This window comes from Streptomyces sp. NPDC101118 (genome assembly GCF_044759445.1).
Classification (GTDB): domain Bacteria; phylum Actinomycetota; class Actinomycetes; order Streptomycetales; family Streptomycetaceae; genus Streptomyces.
The window spans coordinates 526,731-539,547 of the sequence record NZ_JBIVZG010000003.1 but is presented as its reverse complement, the minus strand read 5'-3'; the positions used below and the strand labels follow the sequence as shown (position 1 = coordinate 539,547).

The window sequence follows — 12,817 nt, the reverse complement described above, 5'->3', positions numbered from 1 at the left end:
GGCCGCCGGCGGCCCGGCGACCACCGACAGGGCCGGGCGCAGGCACAGGGGGCGCAGCCCCGCGGGTGCGGGGCACAGCGCCCGGGAGCGGAGCAAGGGCGGCTCGAGGAGGAGGCAGCCTGCCGCGTAGCGGCCACCTACGAGGCCGGACGCAGGCACAGTTCGGGGCACAGCCCGCGGGTCCGGGGCACAGCCCCCGGGAGCGGAGCAAAGGCGGGGCGGGGAGAAGGCAGCCGGCCGTAGCCGCCACCTACGAGGCCGGACGCAGGCACAGTTCGGGGCACAGCCCGCGGGTCCGGGGCACAGCCCCGGGGAACGGAGGAAGGGCGGGGCGGGGAGATGGGAGCTGCAGTGCGCGGGGGCCGCGTGCGGGGCCCGACGCGGGCCGGGGCGGAGCCCCGCGGGGGCGGCGGTGAGGGCGCCGGCTCCCGCGGGGGTACGGGGCGCGGCCCATGGGGTGGGGCGCGCCCCGCAGATGGCGGCCGGCGCCGTCAGGCGATCCGGCGGCGCCGGACGAGCCAGACCGCAGCGAGGGCCGCCGCGCCGGCGAGCCCACCGGCCGCCGGCACGGCCACGTCACGTCCGGCCCCCGCAGACCGCACGGCCTCGTGAACGCCGGCACCCGCAGACCGCGCAGCCACGTCACCGCCGGCACCCGCAGACCGCGCGGCCGCGTGACCGTCGGCACGCGGGGACGCCGCGGCCGCGTAGCCGCCGGCCTGGCCGGACCTCGCGTACGCGGACCCCGGCAGCTTGGCGCCGTAGGCGGCCCTCACCCGCGCCCCGTACGCGGCGAGCGTGGTGCCCCGGGCGCCCACGGCCCGTACCGCGTCCGGGTCGAGCGGGAGCACCTTCGCCCCCTTGGCCACGTACCACGCGTCGATCTGCGGCTCGCGGAAGACCAACCCGCCCGGCAGGGCCCGGGCCCCCGCGGCGGCGTAGCGGAACTCGTCGTCGCCGGTGGCGATGTTCACCACCTGCCAGGCCCCGCCCACCGGCGCGGTCCACAGCGAGGCGAGCTGCCCGTCTGCGGCGACGGCCTTGCTGGCCAGGAACTCGACCCGGGCGACCGGCGCGCCGGCCCGGCCCGCCACGAACTCGGGCGACAGGTAGTGCACGGCGAGCGTCCCGCCCTCGACGCGCGGCTCGGCGGCCGCCGCCGAGAGCTTGCCCTCGCGGGAGAAGAACCGGGACAGGGTGGAGAGCGTGGCCGGCGCGGCGGCCGCGGCCCGGGCGGCGGCCAGGCTCTCCGCGGAGGCCGGCACGGCGGCCGGCACGGCGGCCGGCGCACCGGGCGGCTGGGGGGCGGCGGCCTGCGCCTGCGGGGCGAGGGCCAGCAGGGCCGCGGCGACGGCACCGGTCAGGGCGGTGGCAGTGGCAGTGGCACGGACGGTCATGCTGCTCACGCCCCGATCCGGTAGAGCGAGTGGGTCCAGGAGAAGGAGTTGTTGTTCACGTACCAGGCGTGGGAGGCCCAGTTGTAGCGGTCGCTGGACGGCCACGGGTCGCCCCAGTAGACCCAGCTGTTGGCGTCGTCGTAGCCGTAGACCACGTGCATGTGGCCGCCGCCGCTCGACCACTGGATGCGGGTCTCGACCGGCCGGTTGTAGTTGATCTCGTTCTGGACGGTGGAGTAGCGCAGCCAGCCGTTCACGTACGAGCCGGAGCTGATGCCGGCCCAGTCGAGGGCGGTCTGGACGTTGCCGAGCGTGGCCTGCGAGTTGGGGCAGTCGTACCCCTGCTGGCGGTTGAAGGCGGCGTTGCAGAACTGGTTCTGGGAGTAGTTCCGGCCGAACCAGGTGGCGATCGTGTTGCCGGAGGCCGCCCAGCACCAGTTGGTCTTCTGCTGGGCCTGCATGGTGATGTTCAGCCGCTTGTAGGCGAGGGCGGCCGCCGGACTGCCCGGGGCCGTCGGTACGGACCTGCTCGCCCGTACGTCGTCCTGCGGGCCGGCGGCCGCCGTGGCGGAGGCGGGGCCGGCGGGCAGGGCGACCAGCAGGGCGGTGACGAGGGCGGCCAGGGACAGCCGCCCGTTTCTGTTGCGCATCGCGTTCCTCCCGGAGTGGGGATCCCCCGGGCCCCGCCGTCCGGCGGCAACCGGTCGGCGGGGCCCGGGGGGTGTGGGGATGGAGGAGCGCGTCCGGACGCTGTGGAGGAGCATCAGGTGTTGTCGCGATCAGGTCAACACGGTTCAATGCCAGGTGACATTGCAGTGTGAACGGTGACGCTGCGATGTGAACGCCCGGCCTCCGTCGACCAGGAACCCGGGCGCCACCGGTGGAACCTTCGTCCCACCAGGCGTGAACATTCACAGAGGAGTCGCCAATGCGGCGCACCAGCGACCCCGGGGGCGATACGGGGGCCGCGGCGGGTGAGCTCGCGCAACTGCTCCGCGCGGGCCCCTTCCACCTCGCCCTGCGCGCCGCGCTCGCCGCGCGCGGTCTCCCCCTGCACCGCGTCCAGCACCGGCTGGCGTCCCGGGGCATCAAGGTCGGGGTGACCAGCCTCAGTTACTGGCAGCAGGGCGCCCGGCGCCCGCAGCGCCCCGAGTCGCTCAAGGCGGTGCGGGCGCTGGAGACGATCCTGGAGCTGCCGTCGGGCGCGCTGACCCGGCTGCTGCTGCCGGCCGGGGCGCGTACGGAGCCGGGCCGGCCGACGGCCCGCCCGTACCCCGCGCTGCTGGCGGCCGGGGATGCGGTCGAGCGGCTGCTGGCAGAGCTGGAGTGGCCCGCGGACGGCGGCCTGCACACGGTGGGCCACCACGAGCGCGTGCGGATCGGGGCGGGGTGCGAGCTGAGCGGCCGCGACTCCCAGCACGTGGTGCGGGCCCACCGCGACGGGGTCGACCGCTACCTGGCGATCCACCACGGGGACCCGGGCTGCGACCCGGCGCAGGTGGAGGTGCGGGCCCAGGAGAACTGCCGGACCGGGCGGGTGCGCTGGCACCGGGAGACCGGTGTGGTGGTGGCGGAGCTGCTGTTCGACGCGCGGCTGCGTTCCGGGGACACGTACCTCTTCGGGTACGGCTTCGAGGACGGCACCGGCGGCCGCAGCAGCGAGTACCTGCGGGGCTTCAGCTACGCGGGCGGCCAGTACGTGCTCCAGGTCCGCTTCGACGAGGCCGCGCTGCCGGTGCGCTGCCGGCGGTTCAGCCAGTCCGGCCCGGGCGCGCCGCGCGGCGAGGTCGCGGACCTGACCCCGAGCGGGCGGCACCGCGCCGTGCACCTGGTGGAGACCGGCGTACGGCGCGGGATCCTGGGCATCGGCTGGGACTGGGAGTAGCGGGCGGCAGCCACTCCCGCCCGCCCCCGGCGGCCTCAGCCCGCGATGAGCTTGCCGCCCTCGACCTTCACCGGGATCTCGGGCAGCGGGCTCGGGGCGGGTCCGGAGAGCACCTTGCCCGTCGCGACGTCGAAGCGGCTCATGTGGCAGGGGCAGTTGCCCTCGCCGTTCTCGATCTTGTCCAGGATGCAGCCCGCGTGGGTGCACTTGGCGCTGAAGGCCCGGTACTGCCCCGCCGACGGCTGGCTGACCAGCAGCCGCTGCTCGCGGAACAGCTTCGCGCCGCCGACCGGCACGGCCTCCGCGGCTCCCAGGTCCAGGGGCTCGCTGGGCTTCTCGGCGTCGACGGTGCTGCCGGCCTCGGTGGAGCAGGCGGCGAGCGAGATGCCGGCGCCGGCGGCACCCGCGAGCGCGGCGGCGCCCTTCAGCACGGTTCGGCGGGCGGCGGGCTGGGCGGACATGATGTCTCCCGGGGGTCCAGGGGGCGGTCGCGGTGGCCGCGAGGGCGCGGAAACCCCTCCGACGATACCGGCGCTGCCTGTGCGGGGGCTGTCTGGGATACGTTCGCCCCGTGATCGTCGTCGGTGGAGAAGCCCTGATCGACCTCGTGCCCGCGCCCGGGCCCGCGGAGGCCCTGCTGCCCCGCCCGGGCGGCGGGCCGTACAACACCGCCCTGGCGCTGGGGCGGCTCGGGGACCGGGTCGCGTTCTGCTCGCGGGTCTCGACGGACGCGTTCGGGGAGAAGTTGCTGGCCGGGCTGCGGGCGGCGGGGGTGGACTGCTCGCTGGTGCAGCGCGGGCCCGAGCCGACGACGCTGGCGGTGGCCTCGGTCGGGCCGGACGGCTCGGCGGCGTACAGCTTCTACACCGAGGGCACGGCGGACCGTTTCTTCACCCTTCCCGAGCTGCCGTCCGGGGTGCGCGGCCTGGCGCTGGGCACCTGTTCCCTGGTCCTGGAGCCGGGGGCCGGTGCGTACGAGGCGCTGCTGCGCCGGGAGGCCGGGCGCGGGGTGTTCACGCTGCTCGACCCCAACGTCCGGCCGGGGCTGATCGCGGATCCCGATGCGTACCGGGCGCGGTTCCTGGGCTGGCTGCCGTACGTCTCGCTGCTGAAGCTCTCGGAGGAGGACGCGGCCTGGCTGGGCGGGAGCGTGGACCAGTGGCTGGCGGCGGGGCCCCGCGCGGTGGTGCTGACCCGGGGCGCGGACGGGATGACGGTGCGCACGCGGGAGGGCGCGGAGCACTCCGTGCCGGCGCGGCGGGTGGCGGTGGCGGACACGATCGGGGCCGGGGACACGGTGAACGCGGCCTTGCTGCACCGGCTGTTGGGTGCGCCGGATCCCGAACGGCCGGACTGGCCTGCCGTGCTGGACTTCGCGGCCCGGGCCGCCGCGCTGACCTGTACCCGCGCGGGGGCCGAGCCGCCGTATGCGGCGGAATTGTGACGGATCGCCAACAAGCCAGCAAAATTTCGGAGTTTACGATCACGGCACCGGTCGGCGACGCTTGGACCGGGCAACGGCACCCCAGAACGAAAAGGGACCACAGTGACGGAATTCCTGGAGTACGACGGCGGGCGGATCGCGTACGACGACAACGGGGCCGAGGGGCCGCTCGTCGTGTGCGTGCCGGGGCTGGGCAACACCCGCGCCGCGTACCGGTTCCTGGCTCCCGACCTGGGCGAGTCGGGGTTCCGGGTGGTCACCTGTGACCTGCGCGGGTCGGGCGGGTCCACCGCGGGTGAGCGGGAGTACGGGCAGGACGCCCTGGCGGGTGACCTGCGGGCCCTGGTGCGGCACCTGGGTGCGGGGCCGGCGTTCGTCGTGGCGCACTCGAACGCGGCGGGTGCGGCGGTGGTCGCGGCCGCCGAGGAGCCGGGGCTGTTCGGCGGGCTGGTGCTGGTGGCGCCGTTCGTCCGGGCCGGGGCGGGCGCGGGGCTGCGGGCCGGGCGGTTCGTGCGGTCGTGGACGCGTCAGTGGGCCGGGCTGTTCCCGAAGGACAAGCCCGAGGACTTCGCCGACGCGCGGCGGGAGCTGTCGGAGTCGTTGCGGCAGCCGGGGCACCTGGCCGCGCTGCGGGCCATGATCGCGGCGGGTGCCGGGCCGGCCGAGGCGGCGCTCGGTGCGCTGCCGGTGCCGGTGCAGGTGGTGATGGGCGGGACGGACCCGCACTTCGGGCCGGACCCGCTGACCGAGGCCGAGTGGATCGGGGAGCGCACCGGTGGTGAGGTGGTCCTGATCGACGAGGCGGGGCACTACCCGATGCTGGACCGGCCGTCGCAGGTCATGGCGGCCGCGGTGCCCTTCATGGCCCGGGTGGCCATGCGGCGCGCGGCGTAGCGGGGCGCGGTCGCGCCGGCCCGCCGGGCCGGAGGACGGAACGACGGCGGGGCCCGGTCCACACGAGTGGTGGACCGGGCCCCATCTGCGTTCACGGGGTGGGTGCCGGGGCGCGGCACCCGCCCGCTCAGCTCTTCTTGGCCCGCGAGGCCGCCGCGGTCTTCTTCGCGGCCGTCTTGCGCGGTGCCGCCCTCTTCGCGGACCGTGCCGCCGGCACCGTCGCGTCCGAGACCCGGTCGGCACCGAGGATGTCGCGGAGGAACTTGCCGGTGTGGCTGGCGCCGACGGAGGCGACCTGCTCGGGCGTGCCCTCGGCGACGACCATGCCGCCGCCGTAACCGCCCTCGGGTCCCATGTCGATGACCCAGTCGGCGGTCTTGATGACGTCCAGGTTGTGCTCGATGACGATGACCGAGTTGCCCTTGTCGACCAGCCCGGAGAGCACCTTGATCAGCTTCGAGATGTCCTCGAAGTGGAGTCCGGTGGTGGGCTCGTCCAGGACGTAGACCGTGCGCCCGGTGGAGCGCTTCTGCAGCTCGGAGGCGAGCTTCACGCGCTGCGCCTCGCCGCCGGAGAGGGTCGGCGCGGACTGGCCGAGGCGGACGTAGCCGAGGCCGACCTCGTTGAGCGTGCGCAGGTGGCGGGCGATGGTCGGGACGGCCTCGAAGAAGTCCAGGGCCTCCTCGATCGGCATGTCCAGGACCTCGGCGATGGACTTGCCCTTGTAGTGGACCTCCAGGGTCTCCCGGTTGTACCGGGCGCCGTGGCAGACCTCGCACGGGACGTACACGTCCGGCAGGAAGTTCATCTCGATCTTGATCGTGCCGTCGCCGGAGCAGTTCTCGCAGCGGCCGCCCTTGACGTTGAAGGAGAAGCGGCCGGGGAGGTAGCCGCGGACCTTCGCCTCCATCGTCTCGGCGAAGAGCTTGCGGACGTGGTCGAAGACGCCGGTGTACGTGGCCGGGTTGGACCGCGGGGTGCGGCCGATGGGCGACTGGTCGACGTGCACGACCTTGTCGACCAGGTCGTCGCCGGCGACCCGGGTGTGGCGGCCGGGCACCGTGCGCGCGCCGTTCAGCTCGCGGGCCAGGTGCGTGTACAGGATGTCGTTGACCAGCGTGGACTTGCCGGATCCCGAGACGCCGGTGACGGCCGTGAACACCCCGAGCGGGAAGGACACGTCGATGTCCCGGAGGTTGTTCTCCTTGGCGCCGTGCACGGTGAGCTTCCGCTCGCCGTTCACCGGGCGGCGGACGTCCGGGACGGCGATCGACTTCTTGCCGGAGAGGTACTGGCCGGTCATCGAGTCGCCGTTCTTCAGCAGCTCCTTGAGGGAGCCGCTGTGCACGACCTTGCCGCCGTGCTCGCCGGCGCCGGGGCCGATGTCGACCACCCAGTCGGCCACCTTGATGGTGTCCTCGTCGTGCTCGACGACGATCAGGGTGTTGCCCATGTCGCGGAGCCGGACCAGGGTCTCGATGAGCCGGTGGTTGTCCCGCTGGTGCAGGCCGATGGACGGCTCGTCGAGGACGTAGAGCACGCCGACGAGGCCGGAGCCGATCTGGGTGGCCAGCCGGATGCGCTGGGCCTCGCCGCCGGAGAGGGTGCCCGCGGCGCGGTTGAGGGAGAGGTAGTCCAGGCCGACGTCCACCAGGAAGCGGAGGCGTTCGTTGACCTCCTTCAGGACGCGCTCGGCGATCTTCTTGTCGCGGGCGTCGAGACGGAGGCGGCCGAGGAAGTCGGCGCACTCGCTGATCGACATCGCCGATACCTCGGCGATCGACTTCTCCATGACCGTGACGGCGAGCACGATCGGCTTCAGGCGCGTGCCCTCACAGGTCGGGCACGGCACCTCGCGCATGTACCCCTCGAAGCGCTCGCGGCTGGAGTCGCTCTCGGCCTCCGAGTGCCGCCGCTTGACGAAGGGCACCGCGCCCTCGAAGGCCGTGGTGTACGCGCGCTCGCGGCCGTAGCGGTTGCGGTACCGCACCTGGATCTGGGTCTTGTGCCCGTACAGCAGGGCCTTCCTGGCCCGCTGCGGGAGGCCCGCCCAGGGGATGTCGGTGCGGAAGCCCAGCTCGTCGGCGAGGGCGCCGACCAGCCGCGCGAAGTAGTCCTTGGTGTGGCCGAGCGACCAGGGCGAGACCGCGCCCTCGTCGAGGGACTTCTCCTCGTCCGGGATGATCAGCTCCGGGTCGACCTCCATGCGCGTGCCGATGCCGGTGCACTCGGGGCAGGCGCCGAAGGGCGAGTTGAAGGAGAAGGAGCGCGGCTCCAGCTCCTCGAAGGAGAGGTCGTCGTACGGGCAGTAGAGGTGCTCGGAGTACATCCGCTCACGCTCGGGGTCGTCCTCGGCGAGGTCGACGAAGTCGAGGATGACCATGCCGCCGGAGAGGCCGAGCGCGGTCTCGACGGAGTCGGTCAGGCGGCGCTTGGCGCTGTCCTTGACGGTGAGGCGGTCGACGACCACCTCGATGGTGTGCTTCTCCTGCTTCTTCAGCGTCGGCGGCTCGGAGAGCTGGACGGTCGTGCCGTCGACCCGGGCGCGGCTGTAGCCCTTGGTCTGGAGGTCGGCGAAGAGGTCGACGAACTCTCCCTTGCGCTCGCGCACCAGCGGCGAGAGGACCTGGAAGCGGCTGCCCTCGGGCAGCGCGAGGACCTTGTCGACGATGGCCTGCGGAGACTGCCGGGAGATCGGGCGGGAGCACTCCGGGCAGTGGGGCTTGCCGATGCGGGCGAACAGCAGACGGAGGTAGTCGTACACCTCCGTGATCGTGCCGACCGTGGAGCGGGGGTTGCGCGAGGTGGACTTCTGGTCGATCGAGACGGCCGGGGAGAGGCCTTCGATGAAGTCGACGTCGGGCTTGTCCATCTGGCCGAGGAACTGGCGGGCGTACGAGGAGAGCGACTCGACGTAGCGGCGCTGCCCCTCGGCGAAGATCGTGTCGAACGCGAGGGAGGACTTGCCCGACCCGGAGAGTCCGGTGAAGACGATGAGCGAGTCGCGGGGCAGGTCGAGCGAGACGTTCTTCAGGTTGTGCTCGCGAGCGCCACGAACGATGAGACGGTCGGTCACGCCGGTCCGCACCTTTCTAGAGAGAGCGGGGGAACGGGCCCCCGTCCCAGGGTATGGGGGGTGCCACGAAGCTGTATCGAGGTTCGACTTCCGAGCGTATAGCACGCGCATTCGATTTATGGCGCGCGAACGCTTCCTTCACCCGAAGGTGTGGCGGCGCTATCGTCGGCGCCATGATTGATCATGTGCACGACCTGCACTCCGTACGTGCGGCGACCGACCGGCTGCTGAGCGCGGTCGCCAAACTGGACAACGCGTCCCTCGCCGAGCCGTCACGTCTGCCCGGCTGGACCCGGGGCCACATCCTGGCCCACCTCGCCCGCAACGCGGACGCCCTCGTCAACGTCTTCGAGGGCCGCCCCATGTACGCGAGCGCCGAGGCCCGGGACGCGGACATCGAGCGCGATGCGGGACGCACTCTGGAAGAACAGCTGACGGACGTCCGTGATTCCGCGGACCGCTGGCAGGCCGTGACGGAGGTCCCCGCGGACTGGTCCCGCACGGTCGAACTGCGCAACGGCGTCACGGACAGCGCGGCGCGCGTCCCCTTCCGCCGCCTGGTCGAGGTCGAGCTGCACCACGTCGACCTGGGCATCGGCTACGAGCTGGCCGACCTGCCCGCCGAGTTCACCGCCCGGGAGATCGAGTTCCTGGCCGAGCGCTGGTCGGGCCGCCCCGAGGTGCCGCCCGTGGCCCTGGTCGCGGCGGACGGCGGCAGGTGGCACACCGGCTCCGCGGAGGGCACCCAGGTGACCGTCCGCGGCACCTCCGCCGACATCCTCGGCTGGCTGGCGGGCCGCGGCGACAAGGGCGCGGCGCTCACCGTCGACGGCGGCACGCTCCCCGCCCTGCCCCCGCTATAGGCTGCCGACATGACGTACAGCGGAGCGGTGAAGGTCGGCGGTCCGGCCGACGTGCACGAACTCACGGACCTGATGATCTCCAAGGTCGCGGTGGGCCCGATGAACAACAACGCCTACCTGCTGCGGTGCCGGGCCACCGACGAGCAGCTGCTGATCGACGCCGCGGCGGAGCCGGAGACCCTGCTCCACCTGATCGGCGACGACGGCATCGCGTCCGTGGTCACCACCCACCAGCACGGCGACCACTGGGGCGCGCTGGCCGAGGTGGTCGCGGCCACCGGCGCGCGCACGTACGCGGGCCGGTACGACGCCGAGGGCATCCCGGTGCCGACCGAGGTGCCCGTCGAGGACGGCGACACGATCACGGTCGGCCGGGTCTCCCTGACCGCGCGCCACCTGGTGGGGCACACCCCGGGCTCGATCGCCCTCGTCTACGACGACCCGCACGGCCACCCCCACGTCTTCACCGGCGACTGCCTCTTCCCCGGCGGCGTCGGCAACACCTGGGGCGACGCGAAGGCCTTCGCGTCCCTGATCGACGACGTCGAGCAGAAGCTTTTCGGCCGCCTCCCGGACGAGACCTGGGTGTACCCGGGCCACGGCAACGACACCACCCTCGGCGCCGAGCGCCCGCACCTGGCGGAGTGGCGCGAGCGCGGCTGGTAGCCGCCGCCCCCGCGTACGGAAGGCCCTCCCGCGCCGCGCGGGAGGGCCTTCCGCATGCCCGGTCCCCGCTGTCCGCGGCCCCCGTACGGGCACTCCCGCACCGCGCCACGGGCCCTGCCCGACCGGTCAACCGGGCCAGGCGGGTGCACTCCTTCCGGTCAAGCTGTCCGGCACCCCCTCGCGAACCGGGCGCGGAACCGGTAGTTGGAGGCCCATGCGCGCCGATCACTCGCCCCCCATGGTCCGCCTCGCCCTGGCCTCCCTCGCGGGGACGGCCATCGAGTTCTACGACTTCTTCGTCTACGGCACCGCCGCCGCCCTGGTCCTCGGCCCCCTCTTCTTCCCCACGTTCTCGCCCCTGGCCGGCACCCTGGCGGCCTTCGCGACCTTCGGCGTCGGCTTCGTGGCCAGACCGCTGGGCTCGGCGGTCTTCGGGCACGTCGGCGACCGGTACGGCCGCCGCCCGGTGCTCTTCACGTCCCTGCTGCTGACCGGCGCCGCGACCGTGGCGATCGGCTTCCTGCCGACGTACGCCGCCATCGGCGTCGGGGCGCCGGTGCTGCTCCTCGTGCTGCGCTTCCTGCAGGGCTTCGGCCTGGGCGGCGAGTGGGGCGGGGCCGTGCTGCTCACCGCGGAGCACGCGCCGGAGCGGCGGCGCGGGCTGTGGACGAGCTTCCCGCAGATCGGCCCGGCCGTCGGCTTCCTGATGGCCAACGGCGTGATGCTGGGCCTGTCGGCGGTGCTCACCGACGCGCAGTTCCGGTCCTGGGGCTGGCGGGTGCCGTTCTGGGTGGCCGGGGTGCTGGCGGTCGGCGGGCTGCTGCTGCGGGCCGCTCTGGAGGAGACCCCGGAGTTCCGGGCGCTGGCCGAGAGCGGTACGCGGGCGTCCGCGCCGCTGGCCGAGGTGTTCCGCGGGCACTGGCGGCTGGTGCTGCTGACCGGGGGCGCGCTGTCCGTGGGGTACGCCGTGTTCTACACGGTGAGCACGTGGTCCCTGGCGTACGGGACGGAGCGGCTGGGCGTCAGCCGGACCACGATGCTGACCTGCATCATGACGGCGGTCGCCCTGAAGGGGGCCACGACGCCGTTCATCGCGATGCTGAGCGACCGGTACGGCCGGCGCCCGCTGTGCCTGATCGGGTGTGCGGCGGCGACGGTGTGGATGTTCCCGCTGATCGCGCTGCTGCGGACCGGGCGGCCGCTGCTGATGACCCTCGGCTTCCTGGGCGGGCTGATGGCGATGGTCACGATGTTCGCGGTGGTGGCGGCGTACCTGCCGGAGCTGTACGAGCCACGGGTGCGCTGCACGGGCGCCGCGGTGGGCTACAACCTGGGCGGGGTGCTGGGCGGGGCGGTGACGCCGCTGGTGGCCACGGCGCTGGCGGACGTGGACGGCCCGCCCTGGGGGGTGGCCGCCTATCTGACCGGGGTGTGCCTGGTGAGCCTGGTCTGCTTCGCGCTGCTGCCGGAGACCCGTCCGGCCTCGGTACGCGCCGCGGGGGCGGCCGAAGCGACCGCCCCCGCATAGGGCTCGTGGAGCAGGCCTCCGTACGCGGGTCCCGCGGGACCCGCGCGACGGGGGTCAGGCCTCGACGCTCTCCTTCTCGGCGGCGGCGGCCTCGGCCGCCGCCTGCTTCCTGGAGGCCATCAGGCTGGTGATGGTGGTGACCACCAGGACGCCGCAGATGACCGTGAGCGAGAACGGGATGGAGATCTCGGGGACGTGGACGCCGGACTCGTGCAGCGCGTGGAGCACGAGCTTGACGCCGATGAAGCCGAGGATGATCGACAGGCCGTAGCTGAGGTGGACCAGCTTCTTGAGCAGGCCGCCGATGAGGAAGTACAGCTGGCGCAGACCCATCAGCGCGAAGGCGTTGGCGGTGAAGACGATGTACGGGTCCTGCGTGAGGCCGAAGATCGCCGGGATGGAGTCCAGGGCGAACAGCACGTCGGTGGTGCCGATCGCCAGCATGACGATCATCAGCGGGGTCAGCACCCGCTTGCCGTTCTCCAGGATGAAGAGCTTGGTGCCGTGGTAGCGGTCCGCGACGCCGAACTTCTTCTCGATGGACTTCAGGAGGCGGTTCTCCTCGAACTCCTCCTCGTCCTCGTCCTTGCGGGCCTCCTGGATGAGCTTCCAGGCGGTGTAGATCAGGAACGCGCCGAAGATGTAGAAGACCCAGGAGAAGCTGCTGATGATCGCGGCGCCGGCGGCGATGAAGATCGCGCGCAGGACCAGGGCGATCAGCACGCCCACGAGCAGCACCCGCTGCTGGAGGTGGGACGGGACCGCGAACTTCGCCATGATCAGGACGAAGACGAAGAGGTTGTCGACGCTCAGGGACTTCTCGGTGATGAAGCCCGCGAAGAACTCTCCGGACGCCTGGCTGTTGCCGAAGACCATCAGGCCCAGGCCGAACAGCACGGCCAGCACGATCCAGACGACCGTCCAGATTCCGGCTTCCTTGACCGACACGTCATGCGGCTTGCGGCCGATGAAGAAGTCGGCACCGATGAGGATGCAGAGACCGAGGATGGTCAGCACCCAGACAGACAGAGAAACGTCCACTTACGCCTCCGGCAGATGGCTCG

At 72.9% G+C, this 12,817-nt stretch carries 11 protein-coding genes; 6 read left to right on the top strand and 5 right to left on the bottom strand.

Annotated features, from left to right (window positions below):
- Positions 1–491: 491 nt before the first annotated feature.
- Complete coding sequence (locus ACIQUQ_RS08335; protein ID WP_403972913.1) at positions 492–1,397, bottom strand: hypothetical protein; 906 nt, start codon at positions 1,395–1,397, stop codon at positions 492–494.
- A gap of 5 nt (positions 1,398–1,402) precedes the next feature.
- On the bottom strand, positions 1,403–2,047 hold the full coding sequence (locus ACIQUQ_RS08330) for a papain-like cysteine protease family protein (RefSeq protein ID WP_403972657.1): 645 nt from the start codon (positions 2,045–2,047) through the stop codon (positions 1,403–1,405).
- A 278-nt stretch (positions 2,048–2,325) separates the two neighbouring features.
- Here ACIQUQ_RS08330 and ACIQUQ_RS08325 point away from each other — a divergent pair, with 278 nt between their 5' ends.
- Positions 2,326–3,282: a hypothetical protein gene (locus tag ACIQUQ_RS08325; protein WP_403972655.1), complete on the top strand. Its 957-nt coding sequence runs from the start codon at positions 2,326–2,328 to the stop codon at positions 3,280–3,282.
- Between the two features lie 35 nt (positions 3,283–3,317).
- On the opposite strand, the gene ACIQUQ_RS08320 is transcribed toward ACIQUQ_RS08325, so the two are convergent.
- Positions 3,318–3,743: a Rieske (2Fe-2S) protein gene (locus tag ACIQUQ_RS08320; RefSeq protein WP_403972653.1), complete on the bottom strand. Its 426-nt coding sequence runs from the start codon at positions 3,741–3,743 to the stop codon at positions 3,318–3,320.
- Positions 3,744–3,853: 110 nt separating this feature from the next.
- Between ACIQUQ_RS08320 and ACIQUQ_RS08315 the strand changes: the two genes are divergently transcribed.
- Positions 3,854–4,726, top strand: a complete 873-nt coding sequence (locus ACIQUQ_RS08315) for a carbohydrate kinase (protein WP_403972651.1) — start codon at positions 3,854–3,856, stop codon at positions 4,724–4,726.
- A gap of 102 nt (positions 4,727–4,828) precedes the next feature.
- Positions 4,829–5,620, top strand: a complete 792-nt coding sequence (locus ACIQUQ_RS08310; protein ID WP_403972649.1) for an alpha/beta fold hydrolase — start codon at positions 4,829–4,831, stop codon at positions 5,618–5,620.
- 127 nt (positions 5,621–5,747) lie between these two features.
- Here the strand turns inward: ACIQUQ_RS08310 and uvrA are convergent, their stop codons facing one another.
- Complete coding sequence (gene uvrA, locus ACIQUQ_RS08305; protein WP_403972647.1) at positions 5,748–8,696, bottom strand: excinuclease ABC subunit UvrA; 2,949 nt, start codon at positions 8,694–8,696, stop codon at positions 5,748–5,750.
- A gap of 173 nt (positions 8,697–8,869) precedes the next feature.
- On the opposite strand from uvrA, the gene ACIQUQ_RS08300 reads away from it, so the two are divergent.
- From ACIQUQ_RS08300 to ACIQUQ_RS08290, 3 genes are all read left to right on the top strand, one after another.
- Positions 8,870–9,559, top strand: coding sequence for a maleylpyruvate isomerase family mycothiol-dependent enzyme (locus ACIQUQ_RS08300; protein ID WP_403972645.1), 690 nt, complete (start codon positions 8,870–8,872; stop codon positions 9,557–9,559).
- Between the two features lie 9 nt (positions 9,560–9,568).
- Complete coding sequence (locus ACIQUQ_RS08295; protein ID WP_403972643.1) at positions 9,569–10,225, top strand: MBL fold metallo-hydrolase; 657 nt, start codon at positions 9,569–9,571, stop codon at positions 10,223–10,225.
- A gap of 238 nt (positions 10,226–10,463) precedes the next feature.
- Positions 10,464–11,753, top strand: coding sequence for an MFS transporter (locus ACIQUQ_RS08290; protein WP_403972910.1), 1,290 nt, complete (start codon positions 10,464–10,466; stop codon positions 11,751–11,753).
- A 54-nt stretch (positions 11,754–11,807) separates the two neighbouring features.
- On the opposite strand, the gene ACIQUQ_RS08285 is transcribed toward ACIQUQ_RS08290, so the two are convergent.
- Positions 11,808–12,794 (bottom strand): TerC/Alx family metal homeostasis membrane protein, encoded by a 987-nt coding sequence (locus ACIQUQ_RS08285; RefSeq protein ID WP_403972640.1) that lies wholly within the window; start codon positions 12,792–12,794, stop codon positions 11,808–11,810.
- Between the last annotated feature and the right edge of the window lie 23 nt (positions 12,795–12,817).

Bases quoted from the DNA above. Each gene is read 5' to 3' on its own strand.
- ACIQUQ_RS08295 (WP_403972643.1), top strand. From the start codon at position 9,569: ATGACGTACAGCGGAGCGGTGAAGGTCGGCGGTCCGGCCGACGTGCAC.
- ACIQUQ_RS08300 (WP_403972645.1), top strand. From the start codon at position 8,870: ATGATTGATCATGTGCACGACCTGCACTCCGTACGTGCGGCGACCGAC.
- ACIQUQ_RS08320 (WP_403972653.1), bottom strand. From the start codon at position 3,743: ATGTCCGCCCAGCCCGCCGCCCGCCGAACCGTGCTGAAGGGCGCCGCC.
- ACIQUQ_RS08335 (WP_403972913.1), bottom strand. From the start codon at position 1,397: ATGACCGTCCGTGCCACTGCCACTGCCACCGCCCTGACCGGTGCCGTC.
- ACIQUQ_RS08325 (WP_403972655.1), top strand. From the start codon at position 2,326: ATGCGGCGCACCAGCGACCCCGGGGGCGATACGGGGGCCGCGGCGGGT.
- ACIQUQ_RS08330 (WP_403972657.1), bottom strand. From the start codon at position 2,047: ATGCGCAACAGAAACGGGCGGCTGTCCCTGGCCGCCCTCGTCACCGCC.
- ACIQUQ_RS08290 (WP_403972910.1), top strand. From the start codon at position 10,464: ATGGTCCGCCTCGCCCTGGCCTCCCTCGCGGGGACGGCCATCGAGTTC.